The sequence below is a fragment of the Actinoallomurus bryophytorum genome (assembly GCF_006716425.1).
Classification (GTDB): domain Bacteria; phylum Actinomycetota; class Actinomycetes; order Streptosporangiales; family Streptosporangiaceae; genus Actinoallomurus; species Actinoallomurus bryophytorum.
The window spans coordinates 6,545,602-6,562,712 of record NZ_VFOZ01000001.1 but is presented as its reverse complement, the minus strand read 5'-3'; the positions used below and the strand labels follow the sequence as shown (position 1 = coordinate 6,562,712).

The window sequence follows — 17,111 nt, the reverse complement described above, 5'->3', positions numbered from 1 at the left end:
GGGGCGACGTCTTCTCGGTCAACTCCTCCTTCACATAAGCATTCGCCTTCTCCGCCCCCTCCTCCCGAATGACACGAGCCACCTCCACACGAAAACCCGCATAATCCCTCGGCGCCTCAAAAGCACCCCGCGGCCCAGCCAACGAATCAAGAATCCGATCCGCCCGCTCAAACGACTCACCCACCCGCACCTGAGCCGAACGATCCACCACACGCGCAGGAGCAGACGCCGCCTTCTCGGTCAACTCCCCCTTCACATAAGCATTCGCCTTCTCCGCCCCCTCCTCCCGAATGACACGAGCCACCTCCACACGAAAACCCGCATAATCCCTCGGCGCCTCAAAAGCACCCCGCGGCCCAGCCAACGAATCAAGAATCCGATCCGCCCGCTCAAACGACTCACCCACCCGCACCTGCACACGCGAAGGAGATGTCTTCTTCGGCGCTGAATCCGTTTTCGGCGCAGGCTGCTTTGAATGCCCCTGCTTCGCCGGCTCCCGCCCCGCAGACCGGGGCTCCGATTCCTGAGACTTCGACTCCTGGGTACCGGCCTTCGGCTCCTCGGACGGGGAACTCTGCGGCTTCGGCTGCGACTTGGACTTTGGCTGCTCAAGCATCGTGGAGCTGCCGTTGCCGTTTCGGTTGGCCGTCGTGCCACGCCCGGACTCGGAGGATCCGCCGCCTGTGCCCGACTCCGATGCCAGATCTTTGAACTGGCGCGTCGTGGCCGGCTTCTGCGGCTTCACCGGTCGCACCGCGGCGGTGCCGTCCTCGGCACGCTTCAACCGAGCGTCGTCCAGTTCGGCCCACGTCTTGTTCCCGCCGGGAGCGGCGCGTTCACTCGTCCCGTCACGGCCAAGGCGAGTACCGGGGCCTTTGAAGCCCGGGTCATCATTTGCTCTCTTGGCGTTGAAGACCGAATAGGGACGCCCGCCGTTGTCCGAGCCCGCCGGCAGGTCCTTGAACTCCGTCACCTTTCCCCGCAGCCAGGCCTTCGCCGGACCAACGATGGCGGCACCGTCCTCGCCACGCTTATAACGCACCCACCCCCACGTCTCCCCCGGACGCGCACCCGACGGACTACCACCCCCACCACCCAACCGATGACCAGAACCCTCAAACCCCGAACCCTTACCACCCGACGCCGGAACACTCTTCTCCGAATCCGCCGGCAAATCCTTCAGCCCCGCCATCCTGCCCCGCGGCCAGGCCTTCGCCGGACCAGCGACAGCGGCACCGTCCTCGCCACGCTTATAACGCACCCACCCCCACGTCTCCCCCGGACGCGCACCCGACGGACTACCACCCCCACCACCCAACCGATGACCAGAACCCTCAAACCCCGAACCCTTGGCCGAAGAAGAACCGCCATCCCCGTCCGCATCCGCCGGTAGATCCTTCAGCTCCACCACCTTCCCCCGCGGCCACGCCTTCGCCGGACCAACGACGGCGGCACCGTCCTCGCCACGCTTATAACGCACCCACCCCCACGTCTCCCCCGGACGCGCACCCGACGGACTACCACCCCCACCACCCAACCGATGACCAGAACCCTCAAACCCCGAACCCTTACCACCCGACGCCGGGGCACCCTTCTCCGAATCCGCCGGCAAATCCTTCAGCCCCGCCGTCCTCCCCCGCGGCCACGCCTTCGCCGGACCCGGAACAGAACCGTCGGCCTCAAACCGCCCCAAACGCTTTTCATTCAGCTCGGCCCACGACTCATCCGACTTCAAACCAGGCCGATCATTGGACCCCTGGCCTAGACGATGACCAGGGCCCGTGAACGCCGGCCCCGAACCCTTGGCCGAAGAAGAACCGCCATTCCCGTCCCGATCCGCCGGTAGATCCTTCAGCTCCACCACCTTCCCCTGGGGCCACGCCTTCGCCGGCCCAGCCACAGCAGCGCCGTCCTCCCCACTCTTGTAACGCACCCACCCCCACGTCTCCCCCGGACGCGCACCCGACGGACTACCGATCTCGCCACCCAACCGGTTGCCAGGACCCTTGAACGCCGAACCATCACCGGACCCGGCAGCGCTCTTCCCACCGGAGCGGCCCGCGGTCGCGGGACCCGACGAGGTCGACTCGCGATCCGGCGGGACCGCGAAACGGTTTTGCTTCGTGCCCGTCGAGCCGACCTCTTTGCCCGGCTCCTTGGGCCCTGTCCCGGAACCGTGGCCTTCGCCCGAGTTCGAACCGCCCGGATCGGCTGACCGTGGCGGCACCCCGGGGGGCGGGTCCCCGGCCGCACGCGCCGGACGGACGCCGGGCTGCACGCCCTGGCGGGACTCGGCCAGGGCGGGAGACGACGTCGCGTGATCGGAGGAGGGTGGGGCCACCGGCGGCACGTCGCCGTCCGTCTTGACCGGCGTCTCTCCTGGCGTCTTCAGGGTGCGCGACCCGGAACCACTCTGTTTCGCCGCATCGGACGAGACGGAATCACCCCCGCCGCGGCCGCCGGAACCACCGGAACCGCCCGAAGCCTTCACCTCCACAGGCGGAGCCCCGTTCACCGCGGCCGCTCGCCCGCTCCCCGATCCGAGGGTCTCACTCGACCCGGAACCGGAGCCGCCTGACGACGTCTTCTCACTCACCGGCGGCTGAGAGACCGGCGCCGGAATGTCCGTTCCCTGGCGGCCACCCGAACCGTTCCCTGATGCCTTCGTCTCCGTGGGCGGGGGGTTGTCGGGCGCGGAGCGGCCGGCCGTGAAGGTCTCGCCTGAGCCCGAGCCCTTCGGGGCGCCGTTCACCGGCAACGCCTGCCCGTCCGCGAGGTTTTTGCCGCCCGACGAACCCGGCGCGCTCTTCTCTGGCGCGAGTCCCTGGGTTCGCGGGGTGATCGGCGGTGGGCCGCCGGTGACCGACTTCCCGGAGCCCGAACCACTGAAGTCGCCCGTCTTACCGTTCCCCGGAGTCTCGGGGGTCACATTGGACCCGCCCGTGGCCGGAACACTGACCCCGTTGAACCGGTTCTCTCTGTCGATCTGACCGAAGCCGGCGCCGAGAGTGCCGCCGAGTCCCGCGCCGATGCCGACGTTCATCCCCTCTTGACCCCAGTCGACGGAGAAGGGTTGGCCCGTGATGGCGCTGGCCAGGCCCGTGGACGTCATGTCGATACCGAAGGTGGTGACGCTACCGACGACCGCGCCGGCGGCGAACTCGGCGGCGGCTGCGGCCATGGCTCCGAATCTCGTGGCGATCTGATCGATCACCTTGGCCATGCCGGCCATGAGGCCGGCCAGCGCCGGAAAGAGCGCGGTGAGCCCTTTGAAGGCGAACGGGAGCAGGGCGCCGATGATGGCGCCGATGAGGTTGGCGAGGAAAGCCTGGGTGTCGTGCTCGGCCCGTTGCTGGGCGATGCTCTTGATGTTGTCGCCGTACGCGTTGATGGCCTCGCCGATCTTCCACGCGGCGTCGGCGGCGTTGTTCATGACGACCGACATGTGGTCGCCCCACGTGTCGGAGGCGGCGCGGCCGGCGGCCCCGGACCAGCGGAACTCGGCGACACTGTCGTTCAGCTTGAACTGCCCGTTGTAGAGCGAGTCCCCGAACTTGATCCACTCGTTGCCCAGGTCGTAAATGGCGTCTAGGTCGAGTTCGCCGAGGTAGTAGTGCCAGTCAACGATGGCCATGACCGTCCTCCTCGAGGTTCTCGGATGAGTGGTTCAGGCGGCGACGCACGGTGATCGTGACCAGGCGTCAGTAGTCGGCCGTGATCGCGGTCTTGTTCGTGTCCATCTGGTCCGGTGGCACGTCCGTCGACGGCGCGTTGTTGCCGCCGCCGCTGGTGGGCATCGCGGCGGCGAACTTCGTCCACACGTCGAGGAGCCCGTTGTCGGCCCTGCTGTAGTTGTCGCCGGCGGTGCCGATGCCCGCGACGATGGCGTTGAGCACACCCGCGCCCGGCTCGGCCTCGGTGCCAAAGATCTCTTTCATGACCGCGAGCCAGCGATTACTGAAATCCTCGGCCTCCTGCTGGGTGGTCCCCAGCCAGCTGTCCAGCATCAGGGAGTTCAGCGTTTTCAGGATGCGATCGGTGGCGTCCGCGATGTCGTCACCCAGGTCTTTGATCCTCCTGCCGCCCTCGTGAATGCCCCACGATCCGATGGAGATCGTCTCGGTGTCGTAGTTCGCATTCGATCCGGCCATCAGGAAGCGCCTCCGTCGGGAGTCATGTTCTTCGTGTTCGTCCATTCGGCGCTGCTGTAGTTCTCATATGCCGTCTGCATACGGGAGATGAGTTCAGTGAGGAGGTCCGTCAGGTCGGTCGACGCACGGTGAAACCACGTGTGGACCTCCTCGAAGCTGGTGAACGCCGGACTGTGCCAGTACGCGGACAGATTTTGCATCCTCACCTCGATCTGTTCCACCGAGAAAGAGATGTTGTCGGATGCGTCCTGTACCGTCCCGATGGCATTGTGCAGACTCGCCAGATTCACGCCGAACTCTGTTCCGGCGGCCTCTGTTTCACTCGGCATACCGCACCTCCTCCGTCGAATCGGATGCCGTCAAGACAGTCAGCCGGTTACGCCCTTGGGCGGAGGATCGGGGAAATACGAGCTCCGGTCGGCCTGCGCGTAGATCTGGCCCGAGTGGTTCACCAGAGCGATGTATTCACCGACGAGTTCGAGCGCGGCGCCGATGCTCTGCAGCGTTTTCTCTTGCGCCGGATTCATTTTCGCCGCGAAATCCTTCGCCGGTGCGACCCATCCCGAGGGTTGGTCGCTGTAGCCGCTGTCGAACGTGGTATATCCCTGGTAGGTCTGAGCGCGTGCATGGGTGTTCTGGCCGAAGACGGTGCTCTCGGATCCCAGGACCTTGGCCCTCAACGTCTCGTACTCGGTGACGAGTTCACGCGAGACGCCCAGCATGGAGTCCACCTGCGTGCCGACCCGCTGCAGATTGATACTGAAGTCTTCGGCGTCGGGCTCACTGCCCGGAGGGGCTCCGGGCATGCCGGAGGCGTCCTCGGTGATCTCCTTGGGCGGCGTGTTGAACGATATGTGCCTTTCCCACGCGACGTTCAGGTGCGGCGACGTGGTGTTACCCGGGTTCGAATTCTCGTTGTCATGGCTGTGGTCGTTCGGATCGAATGGGTGCCTGTCATACGGGGACTTGACCGGATCGGTCATTGCTCCTCCTGTCCGTCAGCCTTCATGACCACACCGTCTCGACCGGCTCCGCCGGACGGTCGGCGTACTCCACCGGATGTTTCTCCTCGTCCAGGGCGACCTGGACCATGGTCGCGTCCTGTCTCCGGCGGACCAGCACACCTCGTCCCGGGTTGCGTCGTGCGGCTCGCTGTTCACCGAGGAGGGCGCCTTCGCGGGGATCGCCGGACAGGATCAGCCCGTCGGCGCCGAACTCCCGCAGCCGCCCGAGGAGGGGGTCCCCCATCAGCGTGCGGACGGCGCCGCCCACCCTGCGCGCCACCACGACGTGGAGACCGAGGTCCGCGGCCTGGGTGACGTACGGCACCAGAGGCGCGAGCGGCCCTCGGTCGGGCCCGCCGATCACCACGTCGTAGTCGTCGGCGACGACGTACAGTTCCGGTCCGTCCCACCAGTCGCGCTCGCGTAGCTGCTGGGAGCCGAGCCCGGGTGGGGGCACGCGCTCCTTGAGCTTGTAGACGATCTGCTCGACAAAGGCCGCGGCCACGTTCGGGTCGCCCGCGTGCGCTCCGATGTACGGCTCGGGGAGAACGTCGAGGAGGCTACGGCGATAGTCGATCAGGATCAGCCGTACCTGCCAGGGTGAGTAGCGCGCCGCGAGACCCCGCATCCACGCGCGCAGGAACGAGGTCTTGCCCGACTCCGCGTCACCGAAGACGAGGAAGTGTGGGGTGCCTGCCGTCAGATCCAGGCCGACCGGCCGCAGGTCGGTCTCGCGCAGGCCGATCGGCACCTCGGTCTCGGCCAGCCCCTGCCCGTCGTTCTCCCATGGACCGCCCGTGGCCGACTCCGCCGCGATCGCCGCCAGTTCGTCCGTGGTCACGCGCTGGGGAAGAACCCGCAGCGCCGGCACGGTGGGCCCGGTCCAGGCGTCCGCCATCGCGGACACGAGGTCCTGCTGGGCCTCTGCCAGGCCGTCGAGCCCGTCCGCGCCGTCGAGGCGGGGAAGTGCGACGTGGAACGACAGGCCGGGCGGCATCAGGCCGCGCCCGGCGGGAAGACGGCCGAGGCGCCGGGCCTCCTTCCGGTTCACCTCGGACTCGGCCGGATCGTTGAGCATCAGTTCGAGCCGCCCCGCGATGTTGTCGAGCAGGCTCACCCTGATCTCCGCCCAGCGGTTCGCGGTCAGCATCAGGTGCACTCCCACGCCCAGGCCCCGGGTGGCCAGATCGATCGCGATCGCCGTGGCGTCCTCCATCTCGGCGTGCAGCGCGCCCCAGTTGTCGATGACCAGGACGACGTCGGCGGCGCGGACGCCTTGCGGCAGCTTCCCGGCGCCGCGGAGCCGCCGGAAGTCCGCGGCGGACTGGATGCCGAGGTCCTCGAACATGCGCTCGCGGATGGTGACGAGGCGGCCGACCTCGGCCAGCACACGCCGGATCCGCTCGGAGTCGCGTCGCCCGGCCACGCCGACGACGTGCGGGGCGTCCTCCAGGCCGTACAGCGCTCCACCGCCCTGGTCGATGCAGTAGAACTGGAGCTCCTCCGGGGTGTGCGTGAGCATCGCGCTGATCAGTGCGGTGCGCAGGAACATGCTCTTGCCACTCTGCGGGGCTCCGACGAGCGCGAGATGGCCGTGCGCTCCGGCCAGGTCGAGGACGAGGGGCCGCTGCTCCTGCCGGGACGGCAGGTCCGCGACCGCGACGGGGGACTTCAGCTCTCCGCCGGACTCCCACACGGTGCTCCGCAGCCCGCGGCCGGCCTCCGGTTCCAATGGGCCGAGCAGCACGTCCAGCGAGAAGTGCGGGGGCAGCGGCGGAAGCCAGACCTGGTGGGTCTGCGCGCCGCCGGCGGCGAGACGGTCCACGACGAGGTGCAGGTCGGTGGTGTCGTCTCCCGGCGCCCAGGTGTGCCTGACCACAGGAGTCATCTCCTCCGCGGTCGGTCGCGTGCGCAGCCCGAAGGGCGCCGGCTCGACCGGCGTCTGAGACACCCCGTCGTCGTCTCCCCGGTACAGCCGGGACACGTGAGCGACCCGGAATCGCTCGTAGGTCGACTCGTCCACCTTGAGGTAGGCCGAGCCCGGAATCGGCGGCAGCGTGTACGCGTCGGGCGTCCCGATCACCGCCCGGCTCTCGGCGGCGCTGAAGGTCCGCAGGCAGATGCGGTACGACAGGTGGGACTCCAGGCCGCGGAGCCGGCCCTCCTCCAGCCGCTGGGTGGCCAGGAGCAGGTGCATGCCCAGGCTCCGGCCGACCCGCCCAATCTGCACGAACAGCTCGATGAAGTCCGGCCGCTGGGTCAGCAGCTCACCGAACTCGTCCACGACGATCATCAGGTACGGCAGCGGGGGCAGCGCTTCGCCGTCCACGCCGGTGGCGCCGGCCGCCTGTTTCATCTGGTACTCGCGGATGGAGTCGACGTTGCCGGCCTGGCGCAGGAGCCGCTGCCGCCGCTGCTGCTCCCCGATCAGCGCGGCCCGCACCCGGTCGACGAGGGACAGGTCGTCGGCGAGGTTCGTGATCAGGCCCGCGACGTGCGGGAGCCGGGTCAGGTTCGCGAACGTCGCGCCGCCCTTGAAGTCGATCGGGACGAAGCCGAGAAGCTCCGGCGAGTGCGTCATCGCCAGTCCGGTGACGAGCGTGCGCAGGAGTTCGCTCTTGCCCGAACCGGTCGCGCCGACGATCAGCCCGTGCGGGCCGATGCCGCCCTGCGCCGACTCCTTGAGGTCGAGGACGAGCGTCTCCCCGTTGCCGTCCACGCCGACGGGGACCCGGAGCACGGCGTCGTCGTCCGGTCCACGCCAGAGCGCGGCCGGGTCGAATTCCCTTACGTCGTTCATGCCGAGCATGCCGGGGAGCGACACGGCCTCGGACAGGACCTGGTCGCGTTCGCCGGACAGGCGGAGCGGGGCGAGCAGCCGGGCGATCCGTTCGGTCAGCACGGGGTGGAAACGGTCCACGGCGGCGTTCTCCACGACACTGTGCAGCACCATGTCGCGTCCTTCCAGCGTGAGCGCGCCGTCGGCGGCGATCCGTGCGCGTACGTCCACCCGTCCCGGCTCCTGGCCCTCCTCGGTGACGAGGCAGACGAGGGTGACGCCGAGCTGTGGTCCCGCCTCGGCCAGGAGCCGGAGGACGAGAGAGGACCGCGCCCACTCCAGCCGCGGGTCGTAGCGGTCGAGCACGACGACAAGGCGTTGCCGCGGCCCGTCCTGTGCGATCGTGCCCACGAGCCGGGTGCCGCGTTCCGTACGCGCCGCCGTGGCGCGTTCGAGCTCGGCCTCCAGGTAGTCGGCCAGGTCGTCGAGACGCTCCGCGACGAGCGGGACGACCTCGATCCCGCGCTCGTCCGTGTCCGGCTCGTAGGTGTGCGGCAGCCACTTCGTCCACTCCCACTCCTGGTGGCCCTCGGTGACGACGGCCACGCGCACGTCGTCCGGGGCGTGCAGGACGGCGAGCTGGCACAGCAGCGCGGTGGCCGCCAGCCGTGCCTCGCGCTCCGGCCCGAGCAGGCTGACCACCCCGGCACGGCCGACGTCGATCCAGGCGGGCTGGTCCTCCACGCGGCCGTGGACGCGGACCAGTTCCTCGGCCTCGTGCATGGAGCGCGGGTCGTACTCGATCGACGGGTCGCCGCGCTTGGCCACGGCGAGCTGGGCTGCGAGCGGCCCGGTGCCGCTGCCGAGACGGACCCGGAGGAAGTCGGCGTCGCCCGGACGCCGCTCCCACACCCGGCGCCGGCGTGTGGCCATGGCCCAGAGCCGCCGCGGGCTCGGATGCACCCAGGCGGTGGCGAGCCGCTGCACCTGGGCGATCTGCCGTGCCTGCTTGCGGACGCCGGCGAGATGGTCCAGGTAACGCTCGCGGTGGTGGTCCCGCTGGCGGCGGTTGCGCCCGCGCATTCGCGTACGCACGCCGATCGTGAAGGCGGTCGACGAGATGACGAACAGGACGCCCAGCATGATCATCCATAGCCGGCCGGTCGAGATGAGGTAGGCGGCCATGCTGACACTCGTCAGCAGGGGCAGGACCAGCATGATGAGGCTGGACTGGGGGTTCTCGGCCGGAAGCTGGGGCGGGGCCGCCAGGTTGATCTTCTCCTCCGGCACAGGCGGAGGCGCCATCCTGGCGGGGCGGTGAAAGGCGGTCCTGCTCATCGGTACGGCACCTAGCGTGAGGAGTGCGGGCGGGGGGCGTTCACACCGCCTCGGGGGGCGGCAGGTCGCCCGGCAGCAGAGTGGTCAGGTCGCCGGGGCCCTCCACCTCGAGGTCGTCGGCGATCCGCTGCGCGTGCCGTTCGGTCATCAGCTGGAAGACCTGCCGTGCGGTGCGGCCGTTGCCGAATCGGTCGCCGCGCGGCAACCCCTCGAAGAACGCGCGCAGCGCGTCGAGGGTCGGCGGCGGGCATTCGTACTCGTGCCGGCGGGCGTGGTACCGCACGATCCGTACCAGCTCGTCGGACGTGTAGTCCTCGAACGTCAGCGTGCGGGTGAACCGCGACGCGAGCCCGGCGTTGGAGTCGAGGAAGCGCCGGATCTCCCCGGTGTAGCCGGCGACGATGACCACGACCTCGTCCCGATGGTCCTCCATGAGCTTGACCAGCGTGGCGATCGCCTCCTGGCCGAAGTCGTTCGGCTGGCCGTGCGGGACCAGGGAGTAGGCCTCGTCGATGAACAGCACGCCGCCGAGCGCCCTGCGGAAGGCCGCCTGCGTCTTGGGCGCGGTGTGGCCGACGTACTCGCCGACCAGATCGCCCCTGTCCGCCTCGACCAGGTGCCCGCGCTCCAGCAGGCCCAGCGCGTGCAGGAACCCGCCGTACACTCGCGCGACCGTCGTCTTGCCGGTCCCCGGATTGCCCGCGAACACCAGATGCCGGCTCAGCGGAGGCGGGGGCAGCCCGGCCTCCTGCCGGACCTTCACCATCTGCATCAGCTTGGTGAGGTTCACGACCTCGCGCTTGACGCCGTCCAAGCCCACGAGCACGTCGAGTTCCTCGCGCAGCCGTGCGAGCCTCTCCTCGGCCGTCTCCGGCTCGTCGCCCTCTCCCGGGCCCGCGCCAGGCCGCGCGGGCGAGGCCGCCCGCGCCGGGCCGCTCGGCGCGTGCTGCGGGAGGGTGCTCTCGCGCACCCCTTCCGAGCGGCACTCCTCGAAGACGGGCTCGGCCCCCTCGCAGACCACCAGGTCGTGGTCGCTGCCGGACACCAGGCACCGGCGTACGACGGGCGCCGCGTGCGTCTCGACGTAGATCGCGGGGAACCCGGTGCCGGCGATCCGCAGGTCCTCGAAAAGCCCCTCCGCGTGCTCGGTCACGAAGAGCCCGTTGTGCGCGGCCCCTTCGATGCTCAGCCCGCGCACCCGCGGCCGGGCGCCCGCGCCCACGGACACCGCGCTGCCCTCCACGCCGGCGATCGCGCACCCGTCGATCCGCGCGGCGCTGCCCGCGTCGAGGAACAGCCCGGTCGATCCGGTGCGCTCGATCCGGCAGTTCTCGACCAGGGCCGCGGTGCCGGGGCCGACCTCCACGCCGACTCCGTCGATGTCGGTGAGCCGGCAGTCGGCCAGCAGCGGGCGGTGCGTCGTGCGCAGACTCGCCCCGGTCCGCGTACGGCTGATGTGGCAGCCGCGCAGCACCGCGTCACCGCCGTCGACGAACACACCGGCCATCGCGGTGTCGCGCACCTCGGTATCGCCGATGACCAGCTCTGCCTGGCCGCACGCGCGTACGCCGTACTCGGGCGTGGTGTGGATCCGGCAGCCGGCCAGCGTGACACGTGCCCCGCCGACCGCGTGGACGGCCGTGTAGGCGGTGTCGCGGATCTCGCAGTCGGTGAGCGTCACGTGCGCGTCCCCGTCCGCGTACAGGCCGTTCGCGCCGGTGCGGGCGAGTGTCGCGCCGTCGGCGGTGACGGTCGCGGCGCCGGAGACCGCGAGCGCGGTGTCCTGGGCGGCGACGGCACGTACGTCCTTCAGGTGCAGCGTGGCGGACCCACCGGCGATGACGCTCGCCCGGCCGGTGTCGTGGACGTGGCACGCGTCCAGCTCCGCCGCCGCCTCGTCCTCGGCCAGCACGCCGGCCGCGGCGGTGTTGAAGATCTCACAGCGGACGAGCAGCACCGCGTGGACGCGGGAGCTCTGCGGCTCCTCGGCCGAGGCGCCGTCCCGCCGGCCCTGGCCGTCGTCCGCCCGGCGCCCGGCCCTGTCTCCGAGCCGTACACCCTGCGCGCCGGTCTCGTGGAGCCGGCAGTCGATCAGCGCCAGTGCGCTGCCGCCCGCCGCGTGGACGGCGACGTCCGCGGTGCCGCGCACCTCGCACCGGGTGAACGATCCGCGCGCCGAACCGGTCAGGTGGACGCCGCGGGCGCCCGCGCCGTCGACGACGGTGCCGGTGCACACGGCCCGGGCCTCGTCGTCCACGACGATCCCGTCGCCGCCCGCGGACCGTACGGTGCAGTCCTCCAGGGCCGTACGGCTCGTACCGGTCAGGAGCGCGGCCGTGCGGCCGACGCCGGTGAGCGTGCATCCCGCCAGCACTGCGGCCGCGTCGCCCGTCACCTCGAGACGGCCGCCGGTAACCCGGCAGCCGCGCAGGGCGGGAGCGCCGCCGGAGACCAGGACGACCGACTCACCCGGTGATGCGGCCTCGAACGTCAGCCCGGACACGGTGACCGCGCCGTCGTGCACGGTCAGCGCCGGACCGCGGACCCCCACGACCCGTACGGTGCCCGGGCCCTTCTCGGCCACCAGCGTGACGTCACGGTTCAGCCCGAGGCTCTCCCGGTAGACACCCGGCAGGACGGAGACCACCGCGCCTGGCGCCGCGGCTCGCATGGCGGCCCCGATCGTCGCGTGAGCGCCCCAGCTGCCCGGCGCCACGCGCTCCCGCGACGGTTTGTGCGTCCTGTTCGTCAGCACCGCGTCACATCTTTCCGCCGGCCCGTATGAGGTCGCCGAAGACACCGAAGACGCCGACGGCGAGCGGCACGCTCACCGCGCCCAGGAAGTTCGCCAGGGCGACCGACCAGCTCCACCGCTCGCCGAACTCGGCCTGCCGCAACGAGCTGCGGAAACACAGCACCAGGCCACACCAGACCACGACCGCGCCGACCACGAGCGCCGCCATCGGCGCCAGCCAGCCGGCGGCGTCCGGGGCACCGAGACGGCTCTGCGGCCCGAAGACATGGCCGGGGGCGCGGATCGCCAGCGCTGTCAGCCCGGCCGTGCCGCTGGTCAGGACGGCGGCAACGACCGCGCGCAGCCGCGAGGAGCTCGCGCGGCACAGCAGCGCCAGGCCGAGGCAGACCGTGAGCCCGAAGGCATACCAGTCGTCCGAACCGCTCAGCACCACCAGGCACGCGTCCAGCACGAGGCAGCACACCGCGGTCAGGAAGACGAGTAGCCGCCGGACCCGCTGTACCGCGCCCTCGATGTCGTCCATCTGCGCAGGTCCCGGCGGTACCGCCGCGACCTGCGCCGCGAGCCTCGGCAGCGCGCTGATCGCGAAGAACATCGCCACCCCGGTCACGGCCGCGACCTCCACCCGGCCCGCGTGCAGGACCGCGAGCAGGACCGTCAGCACCATCGACGAACCGCAGACGATCTGAAGCACCAGCGTGGCGATCGCCGGGGCCGCCAGATAGGCCACGAACGCGCCGATCGAGGCGGTCAGCGCGACCGCGACCGGCGACGCCGCCCCGTGCAGCGGCAGCGAGAGCGCCGCGAGTCCCAGCAGCGGGCAGGTCACCATGGCCATGACCAGCCGCAGCAGTCCCGGCACCGGCCACGCCTTCGCCCCGGCCGCCCAGGCGAGTACCGCCGAGGCCACGCCGGTCGCGAACAGCACCGGCCCGAGTACGGGCGCTTCCTGGTCGCCCGCTCCGAGCGCGCCGGCCGCGAGCAGCACGATGAGGAGGCCGAGTGCGACTGTGGTGTACGCCCGCGCACGGGCGTTCCACGCGATTCCGTCGTCGTCGATCTCGGCGAGCTGTTCCGCGATGTCGGCGACGACCGGGCCGTCGGACTCGCCCTGGAGCACATCGCGGAGATAGAGCGTCGTACCGTCGAGAACCCCGGCGGCCTCCAGCGACTGGTGCGGCTCGAAGGGCCGTCCTTCGGCCGGCGCCAGTGTCCAGGCCGCGGGTATGGCGTCCGAATCCGCCTGTCCGCACATGCCGGCGAGCGCGGGAACGTAGTCCGCGATCGGCGCGCGCGCCGGAACCGCCAGATCCACGCTCCTGAGCTCGCCCACGATCGTGATCCGGCACCGCTCGTCGGTCACCGGTCAGTGCCTCCAGGTCTTGATGTTCGACCACTCGGCATCGGTGTAGTTGCCCCAGTTGACGTGCATGGCCTGGGCGATCTCACCCAGGATGCCGGTCGGGCCGAACAGCCCCTCCGCCGCGATGTTCCACTCCTGCTGCATGTCCTGGTAGTAGGTCGCCGCCTGGCTGTGGTTCCACGAGTCCTGCAACGGCGCGAGCTTGTTCTTCAGGGCCTCCAGGTCTTCCGAGATCTCTCCGGCGCGCCCGTTGAGCCAGGTGCCGGCGGCGCCCAGTCCTTCGCCGACGTAGATGTCGGAGCCGTCGATGTCGGCCATGGTCTGCTCCCTTCCGCGGGTGGTACGTCAGGTCAGGTTGGCCAGCACCGTGTGACCGCCCGGCATGTTCGACTCGATGGAGGTCAGGTTGGTGATGTTCTGCTGCTCGGAGTCGCGGTAGTTGATGTAGTTGCCGTGCAGGCCGCTCGCGATTCCAGTCAGGGCCTGGTGCAGCATGTTCGCGAGAATGTCGTACTCGCTCATCAGCGCCACGAACCGGTCGTGCGCGATGCCCTTCCAGACTTCCTCAAGGCTGTAGACGTACGTCTTGATCTGGTCCAGCTCGCCTTTGATCCGCTCTGCGGCACTGGTGGCGTCGGTCGACGCCTGAGCCAGATATTCGGGCGTGACGTGGTACGTCACGCCTCCCACGGTCACCGATGGTTCCGCCATGGCGGGTCGCCTTTCGCAGAGGTCATTCCCGTTAGCCGACGCGTGGCATTCACGAATTGAGTCTTTCGCCGTACAAGGTCACCGCTGTATCGGCAACGTTGCCTATTTCCCGGTCTCGGCATTGCCTGAGCTCAGTTGCAGGTCGTGAAGTTGCCGGCGGGAGTTGAGGCCGAGTTTCTTGAAGATGCTGCGCAGATGCGCGTGGACGGTGCGAGGACTGAGGAAGAGCTGCGCGGCGGCCTCTTTCGAGGTGGCGCCGCCCGCGACGAGGCGGGCGATCTGGAGCTCCTGCGGGGTGAGCAGGTCGAGCGGCTTGGAGGCGGGACGGTGGGGATGCTCGCCGCACGCGGACAGCTCACGCGCGGCGCGAGCGGCGAACCCGGCGGCACCGATCGCCGACAGCATCTCGTAGGCGATGCGCAGCTGGGTCTTGGCGTCCGCGCGCCGGGTCTCCCGGCGCAGCCACTCCCCGTAGACCAGGTGGCAACGGCCGAGGTAGGCCGTGGCGCGGGTATGGGTCAGCCGGTGGATGGACTGCTGGTAGAGGTCCTCGGCGCCGGCGCCGTCGGTGAGCAGCGCACAGGCGTTCAGCTGCAGGCCGATGGCCAGGTCGGTGCCGCTCGCATCGGTCCTCGCGACGAACTCCGCCAGCACCTGCCCGGCCTGCAACTGCCGGCCACTGCGCGCGGCGGCCTCGATGAACTCGGTCGGGTTCAACGCGGAGAACCCGAGCTCGTCGTGCCGGCACGCACGTGCGGCGCAGTCGAAGGCGGCGTCGTACCGGCCGATGCCGTTGTACAGCACCGCCCGCGTGCCGTCGAGCACCGTGAGGTGATGGCCCTCGCCGGACTCGTACGCCGTCTCGTTGAACCGCTCGGCCAGCGCGGCGAAGCCCTCCTCGTCGCCGCGCCAGGCACGCAGCGCCAGGTCCGCGAACGGCGGGCCGGCCGGGTTTCCGGTGGGATCGATCGTGTTGGCCTCGGCGACCAGCGCCTCGGCGTCCTGGAACTCGCCGGCGGTGAGGTGCGCGGCGGCGAGGAAGTGCAGCCCGCTCGGCAGGGTGATGAGCGCGCCCTTCCGGCGGGTGATGCGAACGTGGTGTTCGGCGATGACACGCCAGTTCTCCAGGTCCCAGAGGTCGATCGCCATTCCGGAGACGATCGAGAGCCAACGGGACCTGGGCTTCGGCGCCTTCGCCGCGGCCAGGAAGGCCTCGATCGCGTCCCGCATCGCGGGCACGGCGGCGGCGTAGCCGTCCGTCTCCCGCGTGATCAGTGCCCGCAGCAGAAGGTCCGCGCGGGGCGCCGGGGTCAGGGGCGCCGCGTCCAGTGCCTTCGCCACCTCGTGGGCGGTGTCGTTCAACAGGTCCTCGGCGCCGAGGCGACCGGCGCGCATGGCGACGAGAAAGGCCTCGACGTACACGTCGCGGGCCATCAGCGGGTCGTGTTCCTCGACCTTCCGCGCCGCGTCGAGGAGCGGGGCCGGATCCTTCGCACCGGTGCTGACGGAGATCTGGGCGGTCAACACTTCGGCGAGCGCCCGCCGCAGTCCGTCGAGCGGGCCCATCCTGGCGGTGGCCAGCAGGTCGGTCGCGGCATCGGGCGCACCGGCCCAGTGCTTGAAGCGCGCCGCGGTCAACGCACGTTCGGCCCGGCCGGCGGGGTCGGGGGTCAGGGCCGTGGCGCGCTCGAGGAAGCCGGCCGCCGCGGCCATGCCGCCGCGGGCGGACGCGCGTACGGCGGCGTTCTCCAGTTCGGCCGCGATGTCCTCGTCGGGTCCGAGCACCGACTGGGCGCGATGCCACGCCCGGCGGTCCGGGTCCGCCCGCGGATCGGTGACCTCGGCCAGCGCGCGGTGTGCGCCGCGGCGGTCGTCCGGGGTCGCCGCGTCGTAGACGGCGGACCGGACCAGCGGGTGCCGGAACCGTACGCGGACGCCGATGTCGAGCAGATCGGCGGCCTCGGCCGGCGCGGCCGCGGCGGCGTCGACGCCGAGCCCTTCGGCCGCCCGCCACAACAGCACCGGGTCGCCGAGGGGCTCGGCGGCCGCCAGCAGGAGCAGCCGCTGGGTGTCCCCCGGGAGGGCGGCCAGCCGCTCGCGGTACCCGGCCTCGATGCGCGCGGGGACCGGGAGCGCCTTGGGCAGGCCGAAGCCGCCGGCCAGCTCCGCGGTTCTCACGCTGCGTGGAAGCTCGAGCAGGGCCAGCGGGTTGCCGCGCGCCTCGGCGACGATCTGGTCGCGGATCCGTTCGTCCAGTGGCGCGCGCAGCTGGGAGGCGAGCAGTGCCAGCGCGTCCTCGTTGCCGAGCCCGGTGAGGGTGAGCGTGGGCAGCCCGCCGAGCAGTGCGGGCGTGGCCGGCTCGCGTACCGCGAACAGGAACATGACCGGGTCGTGCTCGACGCGGCGAGCCACGAATGCCAGGACCTGCGCGGAGGCGTGGTCGAGCCACTGCGCGTCGTCGACGGCACAGACGATCGGCTGCTCGCGCGCGGCGGCCGACAGCAGGCCGAGCACGGCCAGGCCGAGCCGGAAGCGATCCGGCGTCGCGCCGTCGCGCAGGGCGAAGGCCACCTCCACCGCCGTCCGCTGGGGGGCGGGCAGTGTCTTCAACCAGGTCAGCAGCGGCCGGCACAGCTCGTGCAGTCCGGTGAACGGGAGCTCGCTCTCGAACTCCCGGCCGACCGCCCGCACCAGCCGCAGACCCTCGGCACGGTCCAGTACGCGTTCGAGGAGTTCCGTCTTGCCGATGCCCGCCTCGCCGCAGATCACCATCGTGCCGCCCTGCCCGGCCGCGGCGGCGCGCATCCGCCGGCCGATCGCCGCCAGCTCCGCGGTGCGCGAGAAGAACTCTGACGGGCGTGAGGGCTGGGGCGCACCGGCCGTGATCATTGATCTCCCAAGGGACGGACCCGAGCAATGATCGTGAGCACGAGGACAGCGCAGTTGAGGGGGAGAGAACTGCGGGTCAGCCTCATAGTCATGCCTTCCAAGCAGGTGTTGACCGTGAACG

General features: G+C 70.5%; 10 protein-coding genes. 1 reads left to right on the top strand and 9 read right to left on the bottom strand.

Annotated features, from left to right (window positions below; genetic code table 11):
- The first annotated feature begins 3,049 nt into the window (after positions 1-3,049).
- Positions 3,050-3,592 carry a hypothetical protein gene (locus tag FB559_RS30615; RefSeq protein WP_141960103.1) on the top strand — a complete coding sequence of 181 codons (543 nt, stop codon included), beginning with the start codon at positions 3,050-3,052 and terminating at the stop codon, positions 3,590-3,592.
- Positions 3,593-3,701: 109 nt separating this feature from the next.
- Here the strand turns inward: FB559_RS30615 and FB559_RS30610 are convergent, their stop codons facing one another.
- The 9 genes from FB559_RS30610 to FB559_RS30570 form a co-directional block, all read right to left on the bottom strand.
- Positions 3,702-4,151 (bottom strand): hypothetical protein, encoded by a 450-nt coding sequence (locus FB559_RS30610; RefSeq protein ID WP_141960101.1) that lies wholly within the window; start codon positions 4,149-4,151, stop codon positions 3,702-3,704.
- Positions 4,151-4,480: a WXG100 family type VII secretion target gene (locus FB559_RS30605; RefSeq protein WP_141960099.1), complete on the bottom strand. Its 330-nt coding sequence runs from the start codon at positions 4,478-4,480 to the stop codon at positions 4,151-4,153. Before FB559_RS30605 ends, FB559_RS30610 begins: the two co-directional genes overlap by 1 nt.
- Positions 4,481-4,519: 39 nt before the next feature.
- The gene (locus tag FB559_RS30600; RefSeq protein ID WP_141960097.1) at positions 4,520-5,134 is read right to left on the bottom strand and encodes a hypothetical protein; all 615 of its coding nucleotides are present in this window, start codon (positions 5,132-5,134) and stop codon (positions 4,520-4,522) included.
- A 22-nt stretch (positions 5,135-5,156) separates the two neighbouring features.
- Positions 5,157-9,272, bottom strand: coding sequence for a type VII secretion protein EccCa (eccCa, locus tag FB559_RS30595; protein WP_141960095.1), 4,116 nt, complete (start codon positions 9,270-9,272; stop codon positions 5,157-5,159).
- Positions 9,273-9,312: 40 nt separating this feature from the next.
- Positions 9,313-12,027 carry a right-handed parallel beta-helix repeat-containing protein gene (locus FB559_RS30590; RefSeq protein ID WP_221640245.1) on the bottom strand — a complete coding sequence of 905 codons (2,715 nt, stop codon included), beginning with the start codon at positions 12,025-12,027 and terminating at the stop codon, positions 9,313-9,315.
- 4 nt (positions 12,028-12,031) lie between these two features.
- The gene (locus FB559_RS30585; RefSeq protein WP_141960093.1) at positions 12,032-13,390 is read right to left on the bottom strand and encodes an EsaB/YukD family protein; all 1,359 of its coding nucleotides are present in this window, start codon (positions 13,388-13,390) and stop codon (positions 12,032-12,034) included.
- Positions 13,391-13,393: 3 nt separating this feature from the next.
- On the bottom strand, positions 13,394-13,708 hold the full coding sequence (locus FB559_RS30580) for a WXG100 family type VII secretion target (RefSeq protein ID WP_141960091.1): 315 nt from the start codon (positions 13,706-13,708) through the stop codon (positions 13,394-13,396).
- Positions 13,709-13,735: 27 nt separating this feature from the next.
- Positions 13,736-14,101 carry a WXG100 family type VII secretion target gene (locus tag FB559_RS30575; RefSeq protein WP_141960089.1) on the bottom strand — a complete coding sequence of 122 codons (366 nt, stop codon included), beginning with the start codon at positions 14,099-14,101 and terminating at the stop codon, positions 13,736-13,738.
- A 102-nt stretch (positions 14,102-14,203) separates the two neighbouring features.
- The gene (locus FB559_RS30570) at positions 14,204-16,990 is read right to left on the bottom strand and encodes an ATP-binding protein (protein WP_141960087.1); all 2,787 of its coding nucleotides are present in this window, start codon (positions 16,988-16,990) and stop codon (positions 14,204-14,206) included.
- Positions 16,991-17,111: the final 121 nt, after the last annotated feature.